The organism is Pseudomonas sp. PDM17 (genome assembly GCF_014851985.1).
Classification (GTDB): domain Bacteria; phylum Pseudomonadota; class Gammaproteobacteria; order Pseudomonadales; family Pseudomonadaceae; genus Pseudomonas.
In genome coordinates this window covers 631,045-654,090 of record NZ_JACVAT010000001.1, presented here as the reverse complement: position 1 = coordinate 654,090, position 23,046 = coordinate 631,045, and the positions used below count along the sequence as shown (strand labels likewise).

The window sequence follows — 23,046 nt, the reverse complement described above, 5'->3', positions numbered from 1 at the left end:
CTGCCTGAACCGTCAGGCCGGCAACAGCTCCAGCAGATGCTTCTGCATGCGCAGCTCTTCCGTCTCCTGCGAGAGATCCGGTGATAGCCGGGCAAAGGCCACTGCTCGCTCAAGCTGGTGGCGAAACTCCTGTTGATCCCCCGCCGCCGCAGCGCGTACTGCCAGACAGCGCGCCCAGATGCTCGCGTACTCGCGCTGCAGGCGCTGTGGCAACAACTCGTCGAACAGGCCGAGCACACTTCCAGACGCAACGGCCTGAGCGAATGCCAGCTCGGCGCTGATCAACCTGAGCATGTCGTACAGCACCTTCTGCAGCGCATCAGGAAGTGCATTGCGCTGCACCTGGAAGGATGAATCCAGCGCGGCGGCCTCCTGCCAGCGGCCCTGGATCTGCAGCGCACGCAGACGGATGTAGAGTGCCACCAGCGGCATCGGTGACTCCTGGGATTCCAGCAGCTGCAGCTCCGCCTCGGGCATCTGATCCGCACACAGCCCCGAGCAGGACAGCCCCATCAGGCGCGCGAAGGCCAGTTGCGGGTGCGCCGCATCCATCCCGCGCCACCAGCGCAGCATCCACAAGCCATCGCTGACCTGCCTGAGCTTGCCCTGTACCGGCAACAGATTGGCGACGCCCATGCAGGCATTGGTCGCCGCCACCGCGAGCAGGAGGCCCTGCACAGGGCCGTCCTTCAGCGCCAGCGAAACCAGTCCTGCGAGCCCTGCCACGAGCAGGTTCGCCAACGGCCCCCCGGCGTTGAACCAGACATGCTGGCGCCGCCAGGGACCACGCGGGTCGGCGAAAGCCATCACATAGCCAGCGAGCTTCTGCGGGTGCTTCGGCTGCCGGCTGAATGTCCAGCCTCGGCGCCGCATGCGGAAATCCCAGCGGCCGACGCGCAGGCGCATCACCGTCATTCCCCCCAGGCGGGCGCCCAAGAGATGTCCGAATTCATGCACGAAAATGGACTGGTAGATGGCCACGAAGCCGAGCAGCAGACCGGGGACGATCCACACCGGCTCGGCGGGCATCGAGAGCATGCTCAGGGCCATGCCCAGCGCGCCCGTCGCGCCACCGAGGATAACCGTCAGCATCCGCAGGGGCGTGTTGAGCCACTCGGGCAATGACCAGAGACCGGCAGCATTGCCGATCCTGCTTTGCGACATCCCTGTCTCGCTCATGGCTGCGCTCCCTGCGCCAAGCGCCTGATCAGCTCAGGCTTTCGTCGATCAGCACCACCACCTTGCCCTGCACCTGGTTGCTCGCCAGGGCATCGAACGCGCTCTGCGCGTCGCGGACCGGGAAGGTGCGCTCCAGTTGCGGGCTCAACTTGCCGGATTCGAACAGAGGCCAGACCTTCTGCCCCAGCTCGGCGATCAGCTGCGCCTTGTAGTCGGCGTCGCGCGAACGCAGGGTCGAGCCGATCAGCTGGACACGCTTGCCCAGCAGCAGGGCCAGGTCCAGTTCAGCCTTGCGACCGCCCATCAGGCCAATGACCACCCATCGACCGTCGCGGCCGAGGATTTCCAGGTCCAGCTTGGCGTAGTTCGCCCCAACAGGGTCGAGGATCACATCGAAGGGAGCGAAATCCCGAAGCGATTCGAGGCTCTCGCCGCGCAGGGCGCCGCCCTCGGCGCCGAGGCCCTCGCAATAGGCGAGACGGTCGGCCGAACCGACGCTCACCCAGCACGGGCTGCCAAAGGCCTTGCACAGCTGGATACCGGCCGAGCCTACGCCGCTGGCGCCCGCGTGCAGCAGGACTTTCTCACCGGGCTGCAGCGCACCGAGCATGAACAGGTTCAGCCACGCCGTGGCGTACACCTCCGGCAGCGCGGCGGCCTCGGCCAGGCTCAGGCTCGCAGGCACCGGCAGCGCATGACGCTCGTCCACCACCACTTCCTCAGCCATGCCACCACCAGCCAGCAAGGCACAGACGCGGTCGCCCACCTGCCAGGTGCTGCCCGCGCCGACCTCGGTCACCACACCCGAACATTCCAGGCCAATGATGTCGCTCGCCCCCGGCGGCGGTGGGTAGAGACCGGCCACCTGCAACAGGTCGGCGCGGTTGAGTCCCGCGGCGGCGACCTGGATGCGGATCTGTCCCTGTGCGCAAGTCGGGTTCGGGCGCTCGGCCCACTCCACTCGCCCTTCGATGCCTTGCAATGCGTTCACGCTGCCTCCATAGTGACTTCGCAGGGCCCGATCCGTAAGGTCGGGCCCTTTCTTCGCGCCGAATTCACCTGCGATTGAACCCGGCGCCGCCAATTAAGGCCTAATATGCGTCATAACTCCGCGATCAGTCGAATCAGCATGAAGCGATTTTTGCCCCGTACCGCCCTGTTGTTCATCCTCGGCGCAACTGCCTTTTCCTCGTTCGCGGCGACCACCAGCCCGAACGTCTGGGACGGCCTGCAGCCCGACCGGGATCAAGTGATCGCCAGCCTCAACATCGTTGAGCTGCTCAAGCGCCATCACTACAACAAGCCGCCGCTGAACGACGAGCGCTCGGCGAAAATCTACGACAGCTACCTGAAGACACTCGACCCGGCGCGCATGTACTTCACCGCCGCCGACATCGACCAGTTCGCGCCCTGGCGCACCCAGTTCGACGACTTCCTGAAAAGCGGCGAACTGGAGCCCGGCTTCACCATCTACAAGCGTCACCTCGACCGCCTGAAGGAGCGCCTGGACTTCGCCCTGGCCACCCTGAACAAGGGCGTCGACAAGATGGACTTCAACACCGACGAATCGCTGGAAATCGACCGCGAGAAATCGCCCTGGGCGAAAGACAGCGCCGCGCTCGACGACCTGTGGCGCAAGAAGGTGAAGGACGAAGTCCTGCGCCTGAAGATCGCCGGCAAGGACAACAAGGCCATCCAGGAACAGCTGACCAAGCGCTACAAGAACCAGCTGATGCGCCTTGAGCAGACCCGCAGCGAAGACATCTTCCAGGCCTACATCAACGCCTTCGCCCAGACCTACGATCCGCACACCCAGTACCTGTCGCCGGACAGCGCGGAAAACTTCGACATCAACATGAGCCTCTCGCTGGAAGGCATCGGCGCCGTGCTGCAGAGCGACAACGACTACGTCAAGGTCGTGCGCCTGGTACCGGCCGGCCCCGCCGAGAAGAGCAAGCAGATCGCCACCTCCGACAAGATCATCGGCGTCGCCCAGGGCAAGGGCGAGATGGTCGACGTGGTCGGCTGGCGTCTGGATGAAGTGGTCAAGCTGATCCGCGGCCCGAAAGGCTCGCAGGTCCGCCTGGAAGTGATCCCGTCCACCAACGCGCCGAACGACCAGACCAGCAAGATCGTCACCATCACCCGCGAGGCGGTGAAGCTGGAAGACCAGGCAGCGAAGAAGTCGGAAATCACCATCGACCACGAAGGCAAGAACTACAAGCTGGGCATCATCGACGTGCCGGCGTTCTACCTCGACTTCAAGGCCTACCGCGCTGGCGACCCGGACTACAAGTCCACCACCCGCGACGTGAAGAAGCTCATCGCCGAACTGCAGAAGGACAAGGTCGACGGTATCGTCATCGACCTGCGCAACAACGGCGGCGGCTCCCTGCAGGAAGCCACCGAGCTGACCGGCCTGTTCATCGACCAGGGTCCGACCGTGCTGGTGCGCAACAGCGACGGCCGTGTCGACGTGCTCAACGATGACGAGGGCAAGGCCTTCTACACCGGCCCGATGACCGTGCTGGTCAACCGCCTGTCCGCCTCGGCTTCGGAGATCTTCGCCGGCGCCATGCAGGACTACCACCGCGCGCTCATCGTCGGTGGCCAGACCTTCGGCAAGGGCACCGTGCAGACCATCCAGCCGCTCAATCATGGCGAGCTGAAGCTGACCCTGGCCAAGTTCTACCGCGTCTCCGGCCAGAGCACCCAGCACCAGGGCGTGATCCCGGACATCGCCTACCCGTCCATCGTCGACGACAAGGAAATCGGCGAAAGCGCCCTGCCCGACTCCATGCCGTGGGACACCATCAAGCCCGCGCTGAAGGCCCAGGCCGACCCGTTCAAGCCGTTCCTCGATCAGTTGCGCACCCGTCACGACGCGCGCACCGAGCACAACGCGGACTTCGTCTACGCCCGCGAGCGTCTCGCCCTGGCCCAGGAGCTGATGAAGGAGAAGACTGTCAGCCTCAACGAAGCCAAACGTCGCGCCCAGCAGACCAGCATCGAGAACCGCCAGTTGGCCATGGAGAATGCCCTGCGCAAATCCAAGGGCCAGGAGCCGCTCAAGGAGCTGAAAAAGGAAGACGAGAACGCCCTGCCGGAAGAGGACAAGACCAAGCCGCAGGACGACGCCTACCTCACCGAGTCCGGGCACATCCTGATCGACTACCTTAATCTGGACTCCCAGGTCGCCAAACACTGATCGGATGTAATCAAACAGTCATGACGCTGTCGTGAAATGCACAGGGCCGGGAAACCGGCCCTTTTGCTTTTTACAGCCACCGAGAACCGTCATGACCGTCACCGAGCAGTTGAGCGCGCTGGACCAGATCCTCGCTCACGGCGACCTGCACTGCCTGTTCCAGCCCATCCTGTCGCTTTCGGAAAGGCGTCTGGTGGGCTATGAAGCCCTCACCCGCGGCCCGTCCAACGGCCCCCTGCACTCGCCCCTGCCGCTGTTCAGCATCGCCCGCAGCAGCGGCCGCCTCAGCCAGCTGGAGCTGCTCTGCCGGCGCAAGGCCTGCGCACGCTTCCGCGACCTGAAGCTGGAGGGCAAGCTGTTCCTCAACGTGTCCCCGGAGTCCCTGCTGGAACCGACCCACCAGCCCGGCCGCACACTGCAGTTGCTGCAGACCTTCGGCATCTCGCCCAGCGACGTGGTGATCGAGCTGACCGAGCAGACGCCCATCGAAGACTTCAGCCTCCTCGATACCGCGCTGCACCACTACCGCGCCATGGGCTTCTCCATTGCCCTGGACGACCTGGGCGCCGGCTATTCCAGCCTGCGCCTGTGGTCCGAACTACGCCCCGATTACGTGAAGATCGACCGCCACTTCATCGAAGGCATCCACCTGGATGCGGTGAAGCGCGAGTTCGTCGGCTCGATCCTGAAGATGGCCCATGCCTCCCGTGCCCAGGTGATTGCCGAAGGCATCGAGATTCCGGAAGAGCTGGCCGTACTCTCGGAGATGGGCGTCGACCTGGTGCAGGGCTACCTGCTCGGGCGACCCAACGAAACACCGCCGCGTGACGCCCGCGGCCTGCTTCCGGAAGTCGACAACGCCGGCACGCTGCTCGCCGAGGATCAATCCGACCTCGAGCCGCTGCTGCTGGAGCAACCGGCCGTGCGCGACAGCACGCCCATCGGCGATGTGCTGGAAGCGTTCCGCGCCCAGGCCAACCTGAACTCCCTGGCCGTGCTGGACCGCGATGACCAGCCGGTAGGCATCGTCCACCGGCACGCGCTGGCCGACGCGCTGCTCAAGCCCTTCGCGCCGGAGCTGTATGCGCGCAAGCCGATCAGCCGATTGATGAGCGACGACTTCCTCGCCGTGGAGCGCAGCCAGTCACTGCAGCAGGTCAGCCGCCTGCTCACCAGCCGCGCGCGGCAGCGCATCGAGGAAGACTTCATCATCACCCTGAACGGCCGCTACCTCGGCCTGGGTCGGGTGATCGACGTGCTCAAGCTGATTACCGAGCAGAAGATCCGCCAGGCCCGGCATGCCAACCCACTGACCCTGTTGCCGGGTAACGTGCCCATCCAGCAGTGCCTGGCGCGCCTGCTGCAACAGGGCCGCGAGGCCGTGGTGTGCTACGTCGACATCGACAGCTTCAAGCCCTTCAACGATCTCTACGGCTACGCGCGCGGCGACGAAGTCCTGCTGTGCCTGGCGCAGTGCCTGGGCGAGCGGGTGGACCCGACGCGGGACTTCGTCGGCCACATCGGCGGCGACGACTTCATGCTGGTGCTGGGCACGCAGGACTGGCGCGAACGCCTCAATCACCTGCTGGAGGATTTCCAGGGACAGTGCCGGCGCTTCTATAGCCGCGAGCATCTGGACGCAGGCTGCTTCGTCGCGCACAACCGCCAGGGGCGGCGCGAGGAATATCCCTTGCTGTCACTGTCGATTGGCGTGGTGCACGTGAAGAGCGGCGCCGGGCAGCGCCTGGATGCCAGCCAGTTGGCCGGGCTGGCCTCGGAGGCCAAGCGCCACGCGAAGAACATGCCCGGCTACAGCCTGCACATCCTCACGGCCGAGTGAATCAGAGGCCCAGCTCTCGGGCGCGCGTTTCGTAGTGCTCGGCCTGGGCATCATCGGGCTCCAGCCCGGGGCCGCCGCTGCGATACAACTCGCCGAGCTTGCGCGCCGCCAGCGGGTGGCCCGCCTCGGCTGCCTGACCCCAGTAACGTGCGGCTTCCTGCGCATCAGCGGCATGGCGGGTATCACCCTTGAGCGCTTGCACACCTACCTGGTAGGCCGCCTTGTGGTCACCCTCTGCCGCAGCGAGACGCAGCAGACGCAACCCTTCCTCGCGAGCGCCAAAACCCTGTCCGCGGAACAGCAGCAGATGTCCGTAGAAGCTCTGCGCCCCAACATCTCCCAGAGCGGCCATGCGCGAAAACTGGCCCTGCATCCAGGCCCAGGAACGCGGCTGGCGAACCATCCACGGCCAGCCCATCAGGCGTCGCGCCAGGGCGTAACTCAACCGCGCTCGCAGGCGCCAGAACAGCTCGCGGGGTGTCGCCACGTCAGAGTTCCTCGGGGTACTCGAACTCGAAGACGCGCGCGACTTCCGCCGCATGCCAGCCGGCGGCAGCGGGGCCGTCCGGGGCGCCGGAGAAACGCCCCAGGCGCTCGACATACTCGAAGAAACCGGTGCGAGGCAGGCGGCTGGCGCCCTGACTGATCACCAGCGAGCTGCGCAGCGGACGACCACCGCGGGCATCCAGCGCAGCCAGGTGTTCCAGCGCGGCGGTCAGCACGGTCATCGCCGGGGTCGGCAATTGCAGGCGCTCGATAAGCGCGCGGTAGGTGAGCAGATGGCGCTGGCGGCGGGCGTCTTCCAGCTCGCCGAGCAGGCCTTCCCAATGCTTGCGACTGATCTGCACGCTCAAGAAGCGGACTCCCCAGTGCCCAGGGCACGACGCAGGCCATGCTGGATGGCGTCGCTGGCTTCGCGTTCGCCGTTCTCGATCTGTCCCAGGTAGGACGGGCTGATACCCACCGAACGCGCCAGCGTCTCAATGGACAAGCCTCGAGCTTCACGCAGTGCTTTCCAGTCCGGCTTCTCGTCGAATGCCGGGGGGGCAACGGGTTTGACGACCTGGGCGACTCCCCGGCCGGCGGCAGCCAGCAGGGCCTGGTACTCGCCCCAGGGAACCACGGCGTACTCCGCTTCGCCGTCACGCATGATGACTTGAACGTTCATGACAACACTCCTTGCAGGCGGCCATCTTAACAGCCTGATGCGTGCCTGTGCCGGCTATACTGCGCACCGCTTCTCGCCACCAGACATGGGGACCGACTTGCAGCGCTTCCTTCCGTTCTGCCTATGCCTGGCCAGCGCCCTGTGTGGCGCCGAGGAACTGCGCTGGGGCTATTCGCCAAGCAACGGCATGCCCTACGCAGAAAGTATCGACCATGAATTGGCTCCTGGCTTCATCCGCGATCTGGGCGAAAGCGTCGGACAGCGCCTGGGGCTCGAGGTTCGCTTCGTTGAAACGCCGGACAAGCGCGCAGAACCGGCCCTCGCCCAGGGCGCGATCCACCTGCTGTGCATCAACAATCCGCAGTGGATGAAGGCGCCGGAAAGGCTGCACTGGTCGCCGAGCCTGTTCGAGGAAGAAGACGCCCTGGCCCAGCGTGCGGACGCGCCACCGGTGGAGAATCTCGCGCAGCTGCACGACATCCGCATCGGCACCAGCCTGGGCTACGTCTACCCCGCCCCGCTCATGCAGGCCTTCGCCGAAGGCCGTGTGAAGCGCGCCGACGTGCGCGACCTGGATACCCGCCTGCACATGCTCGAAGCCCATCGCCTGGACGCACTGATCGAGATGCGCCGCCCGCTGGAATTCCTCCTCGCGCAGCACCATGAACTGCCCGTGGCGATCAATAGCAGCAATGTGCAACGCTACTCGATCTACTGCTCGTACGGCCCGGCGTTACCGCTACCCGCCGAGCGACTGGATGCCGTACTGCAGGCGATGGTCAGTGACGGCTCGATCCAGCGCCTGCTTGGCCAACAGACTGCGCGGTTGCGTCAGAGACGCTGAATCGCTTCCGGCGGCGGTAGTTGCTTCAGGGCTTCGCGGGCTTCCACGCCTTGCGCATCGCGCCAGACCTTGAAGGCGTCGATTTCCGATTGCCAGCGGCGGATCACCCAGGCCAGCACCGCCAGGTCGTCGAGGAAACCGACGCCCAGTAGCCAATCGGGCACCAGATCCACCGGCGAGAGAAAGTACAACAGCGCCGCCACTACCGAGACCAGCGCCTGGGAGCTGATGCCGCGGTAATCGCCGCGTACCCAGGCCACCAGCAACTCCTGCAGCAGCTTCAGATCGGTCTTGGCCAGCTTGACACGGCCACTCTTGCGCGACACCGCGAACAGCAGCGCCGGCAATCTCCCACCAGCGATGAAACGGCTGGCGAGCTTCAGGAAACGGTCAAATCCCGGAGGCTTTTTCATCGATTCACCTCGATAGGAAAGTTCGTACAAAGCAGGTTCAGGTTATCCACCTTTCCTGTGGATAACTCTGTTGAAAGCCACCCTCGATATCGCCAAAACGCCCGAGCCATGAGGGCTGCAGACAGATCGGCGATTTTTTGTTCAGCCCTGTAAATGCGTTAAAAATCATGCAGTTGCAGCTAAGCGATGGGCTTACCAATGTCAAGGGGAGGACATTGTTTCATCTGCGTCAAATATGTGCATAAGGGTAACACCGGCCCCAAGGTTACTCCCTTTCAGACCCGGCGGTCAGCGCAGCGTTCCAGAGCGCTTCCAGCACAAATGAAAACGCCCCGTGGGTAACGGGGCGTTTTCTCTGGTACGAAGGTACTCAGTTACTGCTTGGGCGCTTCCGCGGCCGGGGCAGGAGCTTCGGCTTCAGGCTGGTTCGGGTCCTTGATGGCCAGCAGTTCCAGGTCGAACACCAGGACCGAGTTGGCCGGGATGGTCGGGCTCGGGCTCTGGGCGCCGTAGGCCAGCTCGCTCGGGATGAAGAGCTTGATCTTCTCGCCGACGTGCATCAGTTGCAGGGCTTCGACCCAACCCGGAATCACGCCGCCAACCGGCAGGTCGATCGGGCTGCCACGCTGGATGGAGCTGTCGAAGACCGTACCATCGACCAGCTTGCCTTCGTAGTGAACGGTGACGACGTCGGTGGCCTTGGGCTGCGCGCCGTCGGCTTTCTTCACGACTTCATACTGCAGGCCGGACTTGGTGGTGACCACGCCCTCACGCTTGCCGTTTTCCTCGAGGAATTTCTTGCCGGCTTCCAGGGCCTCGGAATTCTTCTTGGCGACCTGCTCTTCAGCGCGCTTCTGCAGGGCGGTGAAGGCTTCGGTCAGCTCTTCGTCGGTCAGCTTCTGCTTCTGCTTGCCAACGGCGTCTTCGATACCCAGGGCGACGGCTTTCGAATCCAGGTCATTCATGCCTTCCTGGGCGAGGCTCTTGCCCATGTTCAGGCCGATGCCGTAGGAGGCTTTCTGCGCAGGAGTCTTGAGTTCCACTTCGGCGGCCTGTTTGTCGCAGCCCGCGAGAACCAGGCCGACCAGCGCGATCGCTGCCGCCAACCGATGTTGTTTCATGCTGAATCCTTGTCTTTGCGCCGTCATGGCTGAAGTAATGAAGCCGCGAGCTTATCAGGCGCTCGTGGCCAGTGGCTATGGGCAATAGGAACCACTACCGGGGGAGAAGTTCCCACAGCAAACTTATAAGAAAATTAACAGGATAAGTCAGACGGCCAGCACGGAATCGCTGTGATCGAAACGAGCAACTTTCGACGGGAAGCTTCACAGGAAAGCCCGTTGCCGATAAAAAAGGCAGGCAAAGAAAAAGCCCTCAGGTATTGCTACCTGAGGGCTTTTCGAATTGTGGCGCAGCGGACGGGACTCGAACCCGCGACCCCCGGCGTGACAGGCCGGTATTCTAACCGACTGAACTACCGCTGCGTCGGACCTCGAGTGGTGGGTGATGACGGGATCGAACCGCCGACCCTCTGCTTGTAAGGCAGATGCTCTCCCGGCTGAGCTAATCACCCTTCGTCTCGAAGTGGGGCGCATTCTACGGAGGACATTTGCACCTGACAAGCCCCCGGATGAAAAAAATTTTCAGATGTTCCAAAGGCTTAGATGAAGAGTGCGAATGACGAAACGGGGTTGGCCTGAACCGCGCCGAACGGAATAATGCATCCTTTGTGTCCAGGAGTTAGCCCCTCATGTGGTTCCGCAACCTGCTCGTATACCGCCTCACCCAGGATCTGCAGATCGACGCCGATGCCCTGGAGAAAGCCCTGGCCAGCAAGCCGGCGCGCTCCTGCGCCAGCCAGGAACTGACTACCTACGGTTTCTCCGCGCCTTTCGGCAAGGGCCCGGACGCCCCGCTGGTGCATGCCAGCGAGGGCTTCTTCCTGGTCAGCGCGCGCAAGGAAGAGCGCATCCTCCCCGGCAGCGTCGTGCGTGACGCGCTCAAGGAGAAGGTCGACGAGATCGAAGCTGCGCAGATGCGCAAGGTCTACAAGAAGGAACGCGACCAGCTCAAGGACGAGATCGTCCAGACCCTGCTGCCGCGCGCCTTCATCCGCCGTTCGGTGACCTTCGCCGCCATCGCCCCGAGCCTCGGCCTGATCCTGGTCGACACCTCCAGCGCGAAGAAGGCCGAAGACCTGCTGTCGACCCTGCGCGAAGCCCTGGGCTCGCTGCCGGTTCGCCCGCTGACCGTGAAGACCGCGCCGACCGCCACCCTGACCGACTGGGTGAAGACCCAGGAAGCCGCCGGCGACTTCTTCGTCCTCGATGAGTGCGAGCTGCGTGATACCCACGAAGACGGCGGTGTGGTGCGCTGCAAGCGCCAGGACCTGACCAGCGAGGAAATCCAGCTGCACCTGACCTCCGGCAAGCTGGTCACCCAGCTGTCCCTGGCCTGGTCGGACAAGCTGTCCTTCGTCCTCGACGACAAGGTCGCGATCAAGCGCCTGCGCTTCGAAGACATGCTGCAGGAGAAGGCTGAACAGGACGGTGGCGAAGATGCCCTCGGCCAGCTCGACGCCAGCTTCACCCTGATGATGCTGACCTTCGCCGAGTTCATCCCGGCGCTGATCGAAGCACTCGGTGGCGAGGCGATGCCCGAAGGCATCTGATGCCCCGGCAGGCGCCGCGTCCGCGCGGCGCCTGACAACACAACAAGGCCCACATAAAAAGAAGGACGGCCCATGCGTGCTCTCATCCTGCTCAGCCGCTTCATGGGCAACACCTTCGCCCTCTGGGTGCTGCTCTTCGCCATCCTGGCGTTCTTCGTTCCCTCCCTGTTCACCCCGCTCACCGTCGCCATCGTGCCCATGCTCGGCGTGGTGATGTTCGGCATGGGCCTGACGCTCAAGGTCGAGGACTTCGCCGAAGTCGCCCGGCATCCCTGGCGCGTCACCCTCGGGGTGATTGCCCATTTCGTCATCATGCCCGGCATGGCCTGGCTGCTCTGCCAGTTGATGCACCTGCCGCCGGAAATCGCCGTCGGCGTCATCCTGGTCGGCTGCTGCCCCAGCGGCACCGCGTCCAACGTGATGACCTGGCTGTCGCGCGGTGACCTGGCGCTGTCGGTGGCCATCGCTGGCGTGACCACCCTCCTCGCCCCGCTGCTCACCCCGGCACTGATCTGGCTGCTGGCCTCGGCGTGGCTGCCGGTCTCCTTCGGCGCACTGTTCTGGTCGATCCTGCAGGTCGTCGTGGTGCCCATCGTCCTAGGCCTCGCTGCCCAGCGCCTGCTCGGCGCGCGGGTGCGTCACGTGGTGGACGTGCTACCGCTGATTTCGGTGATATCCATCGTGATCATCGTCGCCGCCGTGGTCGCCGCCAGCCAGGCGAAGATCGCCGAATCCGGCCTGCTGATCATGGCAGTGGTGATCCTGCACAATGGCTTCGGCTTCCTGCTCGGCTACTTCACCGCCAAGGTCTTCGGCCTGCCGCTGGCGCAGCGCAAGTCTCTGGCGCTGGAAGTCGGCATGCAGAACTCCGGCCTTGGCGCGGCCCTGGCCAGCGCACACTTCTCGCCTTTGGCGGCAGTGCCCAGCGCACTGTTCAGCGTCTGGCACAACATCTCCGGCGCGACGCTTTCCACCTGGTTCCGCCGCATGACCGACGAGCCATCGGTCCGGGAAAAAGCCCCGCAATAGGGCAGAAAACCGGCGCCGGCTTGCCCGGCGCACCGGTTTTGTGCAAAATACTGCACATTGTGAGGACGACCTCACCACCTTCCGGTGCTCCAGCGGGGACGGCCCTCCATACCATCCACCGTCTGGAGAGCTCCATGTCCTGGATCATTCTGTTCGTCGCCGGCCTGTTCGAAGTCGCCTGGGCCGTCGGATTGAAATACACCGAAGGTTTCACCCGTCCGATACCGACCGCTCTGACCGTGCTGGCGATCATCACCAGCATGGGCCTGCTTGGCCTGGCCATGAGAAATCTGCCGCTGGGCACCGCCTACGCCATCTGGACCGGCGTCGGCGCAGTGGGCACCGTCATCGTCGGCATCGTGCTGTTCGGCGAGTCCATGGCGCCGGTACGCCTGCTCAGCGTTGCGCTGATCCTGTGCGGACTGGTCGGCCTGAAATTGAGCCACTGACGCTGTATCGGTTCTCGATACCGGCGGGCTGTCGCTTTCCCGAAAATTTGTCGGTATGCTGCGGGCCACTGTGTTTGCTTGGGTCACTGTGGCTCGTGACCAGGCGGGGCCACGCCCCGCCAACCGGCTTCGACTGCACCTTGCAACTCAGGACGAGCGCGGACTTTTCCGCAAAACAATATTCAATTGTTCAAGGTGTATTTCCATGTCGAATCGTCAGACCGGCACCGTCAAGTGGTTCAATGACGCCAAGGGCTTCGGCTTCATCACTCCGGAAAGCGGCAACGATGTCTTCGTGCACTTCCGCTCCATCCAGGGCACCGGCTTCAAATCGCTGCAGGAAGGCCAGAAGGTCTCCTTCGTTGTGGTTGAAGGCCAGAAGGGCCTGCAGGCTGACGAAGTTCAGGTTATCTGAACCGCGACACGCCCATGAAAAAGCCCCGGCATTGCCGGGGCTTTTTCTTTGCGGCGAGCAGGATCAGCGCGCCGCACCACGCAGCACGGCGACCTGCTCCTGCAGCGCCAGGCGCTGGGCCTCCTCCGGCGCCACCGGCTGGCCGGCCACCAGGCAGACACGCGACCACAGGCGACGGAAGAAGCCCTTCTGCGGATCGCGGCTGAAGAAGCTGCCCCACAGCCCCTGCAGCGCCATCGGAATCACCGGCACCGGGGTTTCCTCGATGATGCGCTCCACGCCGCCACGGAACTCGTTCATCTCGCCGTCCAGGGTCAGCATGCCCTCGGGGAAGATGCATACCAATTCCCCTTCCCGCAGGTACTCGGCGACCTTGGCGAACGCCTTCTCGTAGGTCTCGGCGTCTTCGTTACGCCCAGCGATAGGCACCGCGCCCGCGGTGCGGAAGATGAAGTTGAGCACCGGGATGCGGAAGATCTTGTAGTACATGACGAAGCGCACCGGGCGACGCACGGAACCGGCGATCAGTAGCGCGTCGACGAACGATACGTGGTTGCACACCAGCACGGCCGGGCCTTCGTCGGGGATGGCTTCGAGGTTGCGGTGGTCGACCCGGTACATCGAGTGGGTCAGCAGCCAAACCAGGAAGCGCATGGTGAATTCGGGCACGATCTTGAAGATGTACACGTTCACCGCGACGTTCATCAGCGAGAGCACGAGGAACAGCTCGGGGATCGTCAGCTTCGCCACCGACAGCAGCAGGATCGAGACGATCGCCGCGACCACCATGAACAGCGCGTTGAGGATGTTGTTGGCGGCTATCACCCGTGCACGCTTGTCCTCCTCGGTGCGTGCCTGGATCAACGCGTACAGCGGCACGATATAGAAGCCACCGAAGATGCCGATGCCAAGGATATCCGCCAGCACCGCCCAGGACTGCGAATGCTCCAGCACCGCCAGCCAGTTGTAGGGCTGCTCACCCTGCGGGAAACCGCCTGAATGCCACCACAACAGGATGCCGAACAGGCTCAGGCCGATGGAGCCGAAGGGCACCAGACCGATCTCCACCTTCTTGCCGGAGAGCTTTTCGCACAGCATCGAGCCCAGCGCGATACCCACCGAGAACACGGTGAGGATCAGCGTCACCACACTTTCGTCGCCGTGCAGCAGCTCCTTGGCATAGGTCGGGATCTGCGTCAGGTAGACCGCGCCGAGGAACCAGAACCAGGAGTTGCCCACCAGCGAGCGCGACACTGCCGGACGCTGGCGCAGGCCGAGCAGGAGAATGCTCCAGGACTGGCGGAAGATGTTCCAGTCGACCTTCAGGTCCGGCAGTGCAGCGGCCGCCCGGGGGATGTTGCGGCTAGCAAGGAAACCGCAGACGGCGACCAGCACCACCGCAATGCCGACGCCGGCGGCGTAGTCCTGCCGCGACATCAGCACGCCGGCGCCGATGGTGCCGCAGAGGATGGCGAGGAAGGTCCCCATTTCCACCAGGGCGTTGCCGCCGACCAGTTCGTCCTCGCGCAGGTGCTGCGGCAGGATCGAATACTTCACCGGACCGAACAGCGCCGAGTGGGTGCCCATGGCAAACAGCGCGAGGAACAGCAGCGGCAGGCTGCCGAACACGAAGCCCGCGGCGCCCACCGCCATGATCACGATCTCGGCCAGCTTCAGCGCGCGCATCAGCGCGTCCTTGTTGAACTTCTCGCCGAACTGTCCGCCCAGGGCGGAAAACAGGAAGAACGGCAGGATGAACAACAACGCACAGAGGTTGACCAGCAGGTTGCGGTCACCGCCGACGGTGAGGTGGTAGAGGATCGCCAGGATCAGCGACTGCTTGAAGATGTTGTCGTTGAACGCACCCAGCAGCTGGGTGATGAAGAAGGGCAGGAATCGCTTGGTGCCCAGCAGGGCGAATTGCGAGTGTTGAGACATCGTCCTTGTATACCTGCGTAGCGGCCTTGAGCCGGAATGACAGCACGGATATGACGGCAACAGCGTGAAGAAAAGCCACATTTCCCGCACAAATCCATTCGAACCGTGCAATCCGTGCAAGAAAAAGCCCGTCTCGAAGGACGGGCTTTTCAATCAACCGGGATGACCTCAGAAGCCGACGCTGCCCTGCACGTAGAAGGTGCGCGGCTCGCCGAGGTAGATACCGGCGTTGTTGTCGCTGGAGCGGGTGTAGTTCATCTGGTCGAAGAGGTTCTTCACCCCGGCGGCAACCTTAAGGTTCGACGCCTGCGGGCCGAAGTCGTAGCCCACGCGGGCGTTCCACAGCACGTAGCCGGGGATGTTGCCGTACTGGCCGTCGGCAGTTGGCTCGGTGATGTAGTCGCCGGTGAAGCTGCCGTTGGAGTTGGTGGTCGGGCCGGGCGCACGCTGCTTCGACTGGGCGAAGCCGTCGAAGTTGTAGGTCCAGCGGTCATGCTCGTAGCGCAGGCCGATGGTCGCCACCTGGCGCGAGTAGAGCGGCAGGTCACGGCCTTTGAAGCCGGGGATCTCGCCTTCGTAGGTCGCGCGGGTGTAGGTCAGGGTGCCGTAGGCGGTCAGGCCGGCAAGGACCGGGTCGAGCGCAGCCATGTCGTAGTGCGCCGAGGTCTCGATGCCCTGATGCTTGGTGGCGCCCAGGTTGGTCCAGCCCACGTCGTTGCTGATGTACTGCAACTCGTCGTCGAAGTCGATGTAAAACAGCGTGACCTCGCCACCCCAGGTGCCGTTGTCGTAGCGGGTGCCCACTTCGTAGGTCTTCGCCTTCTCCGGCTGCAGGCCGCTGGCAGTGTCGTTGCCGCTGCCGCCCTGGCCGAGCTGGAAGTACTGCAGGCTGCCGAAGGAGGTCTCGTAGTTGGCGAACAGCTTCCACTCGTCCGACAGGTGATACATCACCGCCAGCGCCGGCAGCGGCTCGTTGTAGTCCTTGCTGCGGTTCTTTTCCTGGACCGGCTTGCCCTTGTTGTCGATCACCGGGCGCTCGTGCCAGTCGGTGGAGATGCGCTCGAAGCGGATGCCCGGGGTGACGGTCCAGTTGCCCACGTCGATCTTGTCGTCGAGGTAGATGGAGTTCGCCTCGGTGCCGCCGGTGCGGTCCTGGTAGGTGTGGCCGTCGCCGCCGGGAGTCGGCAGCGTGGTCGGGATGTTGTTGATCAGGGCGACCTGGCTGGCGCGCTCGTGCATCGCTTCCTTCAGATAGCGGTAGCCGATGCTCGCTTCCTGGGTGGTCGGGCCGACCATGAAGATCTTCGACACGCGCGGCTCGATACCGAAGGTGTGGTAGTCGCGCGGGTACGACGCCAGGGTCTTGAGGTCACGGTTGGCGATGGTGCTGCCGCGGAAGCTGTCGCTGTAGTAGGTCAGCACTTCGACCTGGGTGAGGTCGTCGATCTGCCGCTTGTACTTGAACGAGACGTCCTTGCGACGGCCGGTGAAGTTGTCGTAGTCGCGCACCGACTGGTACGGGTCCTTGTCGAACTGCGCCTGGGTCAGGCCGCCGGGCATGTCGGCGCTGCCGTCGTAGTAGTGGAAGTTGGCGGAGAACTCGTCGGCGTCGGTGGGTGCCCAGTGGGTCTTGAACATCACGTCGTCGATATCGGTGGCGTCGTTGCTGTCGCGGTAGCCCGCGCCTTTCACGCCCGAGTACAGCAGCGCAGCGCCCATGCCGTTGTCGGCGGTGCCGCCGAGGAAGGCGTTGTAGAGCTTCTTCCAGCCGCCGTGGGAAGCGGTTTCCACGGTGCTGCCGACATCGCCGGAGAATTCCTTGGGAATCGCGCGGGTGACGAAGTTGATCACCCCGCCGACGTTCTGCGGTCCATAACGCACGGAACCGGCGCCACGCACGACGTCGACGCTGTCGAGGTTGCCCACCGACAGCGGGAACATCGACAGCTGCGGCTGGCCGTAGGGTGCCACGGCGGCGGGGACGCCATCGATGAGCACGGTGGAGCGCGGCGACAGGCGCGAGGTCAGGCCGCGCACGCCGACGTTGAGGGAAACATCGCTGCCGCCGGTGCCGTTGTTGTCCTGCACCTGCACGCCGGGAATGCCGCGCAGCACGTCGCGCACGTTCTGCGCGCCTTCCTCGATCATCTGCTCGCGACGCACCACGGTGCGTGCGCCGGGGTGGTTCTGCACCACCTGCTGATCGGCCTCGCCAAGCCAGTCACCGACCACGGTGACGGTCTCCAGCTCCTTGGTCTCTTCCTCGGCCTGCGCTGGCAGCAGCGGCGTGGCCAGGGCTACGGCGATCGCCAGGCGCGACCACGAACGAACGTGCGACATGCTTCCCCCTCCCCGGGTACTTCGTGAAGGGGCGGGAAATTAGAACTGATTGTAAATTTTGTAAATGCAAATGTATCGCAAATGACAAAATATTCCGGTTGACTCAGATTCTCTTTTCGGCATCTCGAACGACTGTTCATCAGCCACGGCAATAGGCCAGCAGCCCTTCGGTGGCGGGCTCTGGCCGATAACGACGCCGGAAAAATCAGACGGGACGGAAAGACCGCGCACAGGCCTGGCGGTATTCGCCGGGGCCGACGCCATAGGCCTGCTTGAACTGCCGGCTGAGGTGACTCTGGTCGGCGAAGCCCAGCTGCATCGCCACGTTCACCGGCATGCAGCCCTGCTTGAGCAACGCCCTCGCCTGCTCCAGCCGGCGCTGCTTGAGCCAGGCATGGGGCGGCAAGCCGGTGGCCTTGCGGAACACGCGGGCGAAATGGAAAGGCGACAGCCCGACGGCGGCGGCCAGTTCTTCCAGCGACGGCGGCTCCATCAATCGCGAGCCGAGCAGCTCGCGGGCGCGAGCCACAGCCACGGGCTCTTTGCCCGCTGGCGGTGCCTCGGGAATCCGCGCATGGCGCTGGAACAGTAGCAACAGCGCCTCGCGCCAGCAGGTCTGGCGCTGCAGCACAGTGGCGTCGGAATCCACCAGGCGGTGGGCAGCGAACAGCGCCTGCACCAGCTCCGGATCGAACACCACGCTGGCATCGAACGACGGCGTACCGCCTCCGCCCAGTTCCAGCTCCTCCAGCACGCCCGACACCTGCGCCAGCTCCGGGTAGAAGCCGCGGTAGCGCCAGCCGGCCTCGTCGGCCTTGGAACCGGTGTGCACCTCGTCGGGGTTGATCAACACCACGCTGCCGGCCGGGGCGAAGTGCTCGGCGCCGCGATGGTGAAAGCGCTGTGCGCCCTGCTCGATCATGACGAAAGCGAAGCCTTCATGGACGTGGGGCGAGAACACCTGCTCGATGTAGCGCGCGTGCAGCAGCTCGACGCCGCCCAGCTCCTGGGCGCGCCAGAAGCGGGTGCGTTCGCCGCTCGCGTCGTGTTCTGCCATGCACTACTCCGCCCTGGAATGATCTAAACGCCGAGCCATTGCTGGCACCTCTGTGCCTGTGCGCGCCCTCACCCCAGCCCTATCCCATGGGGAGAGGGGTTTTGAAGCCGCGAACAGAGTATCACTCAGCCGTTGAAACCGGCTTCCAGTGCGGCCTTCACCTGCGGCCATTCCTGGTCGGTGATGCTGTAGAGGATGGTGTCGTCCAGCCGCCCGCCGGCCAGGCGCCGGTGGTTACGCAGTACGCCCTCGCGCACCGCGCCGAGCTTCTCGATGGCACGCTGGGAGCGCTCGTTGCTGGCGGCGGTCTTGAACTGCACGCGGACCATCTTCCAGCTGTCGAAGGCGTGGCGCAGCATCAGGTACTTCATGGTGGCGTTGAGACCACTGCCGTGCTGGGCCTGATCCAGCCAGGTGGCGCCGATCTCGCAGGCCGGCAGCGCCGGGAGAAAATCCATGAAGCGCGTGGTGCCGACGATCTGGTTGCCCAGGCGTACCACCAGCGGCAGGGCACGGCCCTCGCGCTGATCGGCCAGGCCCTGGCGGTACCAGTCCGGGCGCCCCGGCGCGCTCATGAACTGCAGGACGTCGCGGTTCTGCTCCGCCAGCGTCACCAGGTCCGGCACGTCGGCCTCCACCATCGGCTCCAGGCGCAGGGCCCCGCGCTGCAAGGTGATGGGTAACGGTCTGAACATGGCGTCCTCCTCGAAACACGACGCGAAATCTTCGCTCACATCAGAGCGTAGCGGCCCGCTGAAGTGCCGCGCGCCGGCAGGCGCACGACAGACGGACCGCGAAAAGGCCGGCAAGCTACCAGCCCGGCGCTCCGCCCTCAAGTGTGAGCCGCGACACAGCACCACTGAGACATTGGTAGCAGGCGTCTGACAGTTCCGGACTTTGGTGCGAAACTGCTGCCAGTGCTCCTGCGGGGGAGCCAGTTCACTTCCGGAGTCAGCATGTCGTTGTCCAGTGGGTTGATCGCAACGGTCGCCCTGCTCTACATGGCGGTCCTGTTCGCCATCGCGTTCTATGGCGACCGCCGTCGCGCCCCACTTTCGCCGCGCGTCCGCGCCTGGGTCTACAGCCTGTCCCTGGCGGTCTACTGCACCAGCTGGACCTTCTTCGGTGCCGTCGGCCAGGCCGCCGACCAGCTGTGGTCCTTCCTGCCGATCTATGTCGGCCCCGTGCTGCTGATGCTCTTCGCGCCGTGGGTGCTGCAGAAGATGATCATGATCAGCAAGCAGGAGAACATCACCTCCATCGCCGACTTCATCGCCGCGCGCTACGGCAAGTCCCAGGCGCTGGCGGTCGTGGTGGCGCTGATCTGCGTGGTCTGCGTGCTGCCCTACATCGCCCTGCAGCTCAAGGGCATCGTCCTGGGCGTCAACCTGCTGATCGGCGCCGGCCCCGACTCCACCGGCATCCGCGCCCAGGACACGGCGCTGATCGTGTCGCTGATCCTCGCGCTGTTCACCATCGTCTTCGGTACCCGCAACCTGGACGTCACCGAGCACCACCGCGGCATGGTGCTGGCGATCGCCTTCGAGTCGCTGGTCAAGCTCACCGCCTTCATCGCCGTCGGCATCTTCGTCACCTACGGTCTCTACGACGGCTTCGGCGACCTGGTCGACCAGGCGCGCGTCGCCCCGCAGCTCAACGAGTACTGGAAGGAGACCGTGCACTGGCCGGCGATGCTGCTGCAGACCGGTGTGGCGATGACCGCCATCATGTGCCTGCCGCGCCAGTTCCACGTGCTGGTGGTGGAGAACATCGAGCCGCGCGACCTCAACCTGGCGCGCTGGGTGTTCCCGATCTACCTGGTGCTGGCCGCGCTGTTCGTGGTGCCCATCGCCCTCGCCGGGCAGATGCACCTGCCCGCCGGCGTGATGCCCGACTCCTTCGTGATCAGCCTGCCGCTGGCCGAGGCGCATCCGGCGCTGGCGCTGCTGGCCTTCATCGGCGGCGCTTCGGCGGCCACCGGCATGGTGATCGTGGCCAGCGTGGCGCTGTCCACCATGGTCTCCAACGACATGCTGCTGCCCTGGCTGTTGCGCCGCAAAGGCGAAGCCGAGCAGCCTTTCGAGGTGTTCCGCCACTGGCTGCTGACCGTGCGCCGGGTGAGCATCGCGCTGATCCTTCTGCTGGCCTACGTCAGCTACCGCCTGCTGGGCTCCACCGCGAGCCTGGCCACCATCGGCCAGATCGCCTTCGCCGCCATCGCCCAGCTCGGCCCGGCGATGATCGGCGCGCTGTACTGGAAGCAGGCCAACCGCCGAGGCGTGTTCGCCGGCCTGGCCGCCGGCTCGCTATTGTGGGCCTACACCCTGGTACTGCCGGTAGTCGCCAAGGGCCTGGGCTGGCCGCTGCAGACCTTCCCCGGCCTGGCGTGGCTCGCCGGCCGCCCGTTCGGCCTGTCCATCGAGCCACTGACCCTGGGCGTGCTGCTCTCGCTGATCGGCAACTTCGCGCTGTTCGGGCTGGTCTCGGTGTTCTCCCGCACCCGCGTCTCCGAGCACTGGCAGGCCAGCCGCTTCATCGGCCAGGAAATCTCCCAGAAACTCAGCTCGCGCTCGATGCTCGCGGTACAGCTGGAAGACCTGCTGATGCTCGCTGCCCGCTTCGTCGGCGAGGAGCGCGCGCGGCAGAGCTTCATCCGCTTCGCCTACCGCCAGGGCAAGGGCTTCACCCCCAGCCAGAACGCCAACGACGAGTGGATCGCCCATACCGAGCGCCTGCTCGCCGGCGTACTCGGCGCCTCCTCCGCGCGCGCCGTGGTGAAGGCCGCCATCGAAGGCCGCGAGATGCAGGTGGAGGACGTGGTGAAGATCGCCGACGAAGCCTCCGAGGTGCTGCAGTTCAACCGCGCGCTGCTGCAGGGCGCCATTGAGAACATCACCCAGGGCATCAGCGTGGTCGACCAGTCGCTGCGCCTGGTGGCCTGGAACCACCGCTACATCGAGTTGTTCGAGTATCCGGACGGGCTGATCTACGTCGGCCGCCCGATCGCCGACATCATCCGCTACAACGCCGAGCGCAACCTCTGCGGGCCGGGTGATCCGGACCTGCACGTCGCCAAGCGCCTGTACTGGATGCGCCAGGGCACGCCGCACACTTCCGAGCGGCTGTTCCCCAACGGCCGGGTGATCGAGCTGATCGGCAACCCCATGCCCGGCGGCGGCTTCGTCATGAGCTTCACCGACATCACCAACTACCGCGACGCCGAACAGGGCCTGAAGGACGCCAACGAAGGTCTGGAACAGCGCGTGCAGGAGCGCACCTTCGAGCTGTCGCAGCTCAACCAGGCGCTCACCGAGGCCAAGGGCACGGCCGAGGCGGCGAACCAGTCGAAATCGCGCTTCCTCGCTGCGGTCAGCCACGACCTGATGCAGCCACTGAACGCCGCGCGGCTATTCTCCGCCGCTCTCGCCCACCAGGAAAAACTGCCCGAGGAGGCCACCGAACTGGTGCGCCACCTGGACTCGTCGCTGCGCTCGGCGGAAGACCTGATCACCGACCTGCTGGATATCTCGCGTCTTGAGGGAGGGCGTGTCAGCGCCGACGTCGCGGCCTTCCCGCTGAGCAACCTGTACGACACCCTGGGCGTGGAGTTCCGCGTCCTGGCCCAGGAGCACGGCATCGACTTTCATGTGCGCGGCAGCAAGCTGCGCGTGGAAAGCGACATCAAACTGCTGCGCCGCGTGTTGCAGAACTTCCTCACCAACGCCTTCCGCTACGCCAAGGGCCACGTGCTGCTCGGCGTTCGCCGCGAGGCCGGGCACCTGCGCCTGGAAGTCTGGGACCACGGTCCGGGCATCCCGCCGGACAAGCTGCAGGTGATCTTCGAGGAATTCAAACGCCTGGACAGCCACCAGACTCGCGCCGAGAAAGGCCTGGGCCTCGGCCTGGCGATCGCCGATCGACTGTGCAAGGTGCTCGGCCACCGCCTGGAAGTACGCTCCTGGCCGGGCAAGGGCAGCGTGTTCAGCGTCAGCGTGCCGCTGGCGCGCCAGCCGGCTCCGGCGCCGCTCAACGGGCACAAGGTGGAAACCCCGGAACAGCTCAATGGCGCGCAGGTGCTCTGCGTCGACAACGAAGACAGCATCCTCACCGGCATGAACAGCCTGCTGACCCGCTGGGGCTGTCGCGTGCTCACCGCGCGTAGCCGAGAAGAATGCCAAGCGTTGCTTGAAGGCGATGCACGCCCGCAACTGGCTCTGATCGACTACCACCTGGACGACGGCGAGCTGGGCACCGACCTCATGGCCTGGTTGCGCACCCGCCTGGGTGAGCCGGTTCCAGGCGTAGTGATCAGCGCGGACGCCCGCCCCGAACTGGTGGCGCAGATCCACGCGGCGGGGCTGGACTTCCTGCCCAAGCCGGTGAAGCCGGCGGCGCTGCGGGCGTTGCTGAGTCGGCATTTGAGCCTGCGGTGATGGTTCTCGGCGCTGGCTTAGTTCCCTCTCCCTAACCCTCTCCCTGAAGGGAGAGGGCTGGG

General features: G+C 64.8%; 19 protein-coding genes and 2 tRNA genes. 8 read left to right on the top strand and 13 right to left on the bottom strand.

The genetic code is table 11. The features are described from left to right. Nucleotides 1-12 precede the first annotated feature (12 nt). Nucleotides 13-1,179 carry a site-2 protease family protein gene (locus tag IB256_RS03145; protein ID WP_192401240.1) on the bottom strand — a complete coding sequence of 389 codons (1,167 nt, stop codon included), beginning with the start codon at nucleotides 1,177-1,179 and terminating at the stop codon, nucleotides 13-15. Between the two features lie 28 nt (nucleotides 1,180-1,207). Further along, nucleotides 1,208-2,170 (bottom strand): NAD(P)H-quinone oxidoreductase, encoded by a 963-nt coding sequence (locus IB256_RS03140; RefSeq protein ID WP_192401238.1) that lies wholly within the window; start codon nucleotides 2,168-2,170, stop codon nucleotides 1,208-1,210. A gap of 138 nt (nucleotides 2,171-2,308) precedes the next feature. Here IB256_RS03140 and IB256_RS03135 point away from each other — a divergent pair, with 138 nt between their 5' ends. Together IB256_RS03135 and IB256_RS03130 are read left to right on the top strand one after the other, a co-directional pair. Then, nucleotides 2,309-4,387, top strand: coding sequence for a carboxy terminal-processing peptidase (locus tag IB256_RS03135; RefSeq protein WP_081520212.1), 2,079 nt, complete (start codon nucleotides 2,309-2,311; stop codon nucleotides 4,385-4,387). Nucleotides 4,388-4,478: 91 nt separating this feature from the next. Further along, nucleotides 4,479-6,227, top strand: a complete 1,749-nt coding sequence (locus tag IB256_RS03130; RefSeq protein ID WP_192401230.1) for a bifunctional diguanylate cyclase/phosphodiesterase — start codon at nucleotides 4,479-4,481, stop codon at nucleotides 6,225-6,227. Nucleotide 6,228: 1 nt separating this feature from the next. Here the strand turns inward: IB256_RS03130 and IB256_RS03125 are convergent, their stop codons facing one another. The 3 genes from IB256_RS03125 to IB256_RS03115 all read right to left on the bottom strand — a co-directional run bounded on the left by IB256_RS03125 (nucleotide 6,229) and on the right by IB256_RS03115 (nucleotide 7,395). After that, on the bottom strand, nucleotides 6,229-6,645 hold the full coding sequence (locus tag IB256_RS03125; RefSeq protein WP_225594682.1) for a tetratricopeptide repeat protein: 417 nt from the start codon (nucleotides 6,643-6,645) through the stop codon (nucleotides 6,229-6,231). 70 nt (nucleotides 6,646-6,715) lie between these two features. Then, entirely contained in the window at nucleotides 6,716-7,081 is a 366-nt protein-coding gene (locus IB256_RS03120) for a hypothetical protein (protein ID WP_081520209.1), read from the bottom strand. Beyond that, nucleotides 7,078-7,395, bottom strand: a complete 318-nt coding sequence (locus IB256_RS03115) for a helix-turn-helix domain-containing protein (protein WP_192401228.1) — start codon at nucleotides 7,393-7,395, stop codon at nucleotides 7,078-7,080. Before IB256_RS03115 ends, IB256_RS03120 begins: the two co-directional genes overlap by 4 nt. 85 nt (nucleotides 7,396-7,480) lie before the next feature. Between IB256_RS03115 and IB256_RS03110 the strand changes: the two genes are divergently transcribed. After that, entirely contained in the window at nucleotides 7,481-8,239 is a 759-nt protein-coding gene (locus tag IB256_RS03110) for a substrate-binding periplasmic protein (protein ID WP_192292501.1), read from the top strand. On the opposite strand, the gene IB256_RS03105 is transcribed toward IB256_RS03110, so the two are convergent. From IB256_RS03105 to IB256_RS03090, 4 genes are all read right to left on the bottom strand, one after another. Continuing rightward, complete coding sequence (locus IB256_RS03105) at nucleotides 8,227-8,652, bottom strand: YkvA family protein (RefSeq protein ID WP_192291325.1); 426 nt, start codon at nucleotides 8,650-8,652, stop codon at nucleotides 8,227-8,229. The genes IB256_RS03110 and IB256_RS03105 overlap by 13 nt on opposite strands. A gap of 374 nt (nucleotides 8,653-9,026) precedes the next feature. Continuing rightward, nucleotides 9,027-9,773, bottom strand: a complete 747-nt coding sequence (locus IB256_RS03100; protein ID WP_081520206.1) for an FKBP-type peptidyl-prolyl cis-trans isomerase — start codon at nucleotides 9,771-9,773, stop codon at nucleotides 9,027-9,029. A gap of 286 nt (nucleotides 9,774-10,059) precedes the next feature. Then, a tRNA-Asp gene (locus tag IB256_RS03095) sits at nucleotides 10,060-10,136 on the bottom strand. Nucleotides 10,137-10,149: 13 nt separating this feature from the next. Then, nucleotides 10,150-10,225: transfer RNA gene (locus IB256_RS03090), tRNA-Val, on the bottom strand. 177 nt (nucleotides 10,226-10,402) lie between these two features. Between IB256_RS03090 and rdgC the strand changes: the two genes are divergently transcribed. The 4 genes from rdgC (at nucleotide 10,403) to IB256_RS03070 (ending at nucleotide 13,216) form a co-directional block, all read left to right on the top strand. Further along, the gene (gene rdgC / locus IB256_RS03085; RefSeq protein ID WP_017522054.1) at nucleotides 10,403-11,323 is read left to right on the top strand and encodes a recombination-associated protein RdgC; all 921 of its coding nucleotides are present in this window, start codon (nucleotides 10,403-10,405) and stop codon (nucleotides 11,321-11,323) included. A 72-nt stretch (nucleotides 11,324-11,395) separates the two neighbouring features. After that, nucleotides 11,396-12,352, top strand: a complete 957-nt coding sequence (locus tag IB256_RS03080; protein ID WP_081520205.1) for a bile acid:sodium symporter family protein — start codon at nucleotides 11,396-11,398, stop codon at nucleotides 12,350-12,352. A gap of 134 nt (nucleotides 12,353-12,486) precedes the next feature. Further along, nucleotides 12,487-12,801, top strand: a complete 315-nt coding sequence (gene sugE / locus IB256_RS03075) for a quaternary ammonium compound efflux SMR transporter SugE (RefSeq protein WP_017522056.1) — start codon at nucleotides 12,487-12,489, stop codon at nucleotides 12,799-12,801. Between the two features lie 205 nt (nucleotides 12,802-13,006). Beyond that, the gene (locus IB256_RS03070; protein WP_045210321.1) at nucleotides 13,007-13,216 is read left to right on the top strand and encodes a cold-shock protein; all 210 of its coding nucleotides are present in this window, start codon (nucleotides 13,007-13,009) and stop codon (nucleotides 13,214-13,216) included. A gap of 63 nt (nucleotides 13,217-13,279) precedes the next feature. Here IB256_RS03070 and IB256_RS03065 read toward each other — a convergent pair whose 3' ends face one another. The 4 genes from IB256_RS03065 to IB256_RS03050 form a co-directional block, all read right to left on the bottom strand. Then, entirely contained in the window at nucleotides 13,280-15,154 is a 1,875-nt protein-coding gene (locus IB256_RS03065; RefSeq protein ID WP_192401226.1) for an MFS transporter, read from the bottom strand. Nucleotides 15,155-15,322: 168 nt separating this feature from the next. Continuing rightward, nucleotides 15,323-17,494 carry a TonB-dependent receptor family protein gene (locus IB256_RS03060; protein ID WP_192291331.1) on the bottom strand — a complete coding sequence of 724 codons (2,172 nt, stop codon included), beginning with the start codon at nucleotides 17,492-17,494 and terminating at the stop codon, nucleotides 15,323-15,325. 205 nt (nucleotides 17,495-17,699) lie between these two features. After that, nucleotides 17,700-18,551, bottom strand: a complete 852-nt coding sequence (locus tag IB256_RS03055; protein ID WP_138215256.1) for a helix-turn-helix transcriptional regulator — start codon at nucleotides 18,549-18,551, stop codon at nucleotides 17,700-17,702. Nucleotides 18,552-18,676: 125 nt separating this feature from the next. Continuing rightward, entirely contained in the window at nucleotides 18,677-19,246 is a 570-nt protein-coding gene (locus tag IB256_RS03050; protein WP_081520201.1) for a GNAT family N-acetyltransferase, read from the bottom strand. Between the two features lie 261 nt (nucleotides 19,247-19,507). Here IB256_RS03050 and IB256_RS03045 point away from each other — a divergent pair, with 261 nt between their 5' ends. Beyond that, a complete protein-coding gene (locus tag IB256_RS03045; RefSeq protein WP_192401224.1) occupies nucleotides 19,508-22,984 on the top strand; it encodes a PAS domain-containing hybrid sensor histidine kinase/response regulator in 3,477 nt (1,158 codons plus the stop codon). The last annotated feature ends 62 nt before the right edge of the window (nucleotides 22,985-23,046 follow it).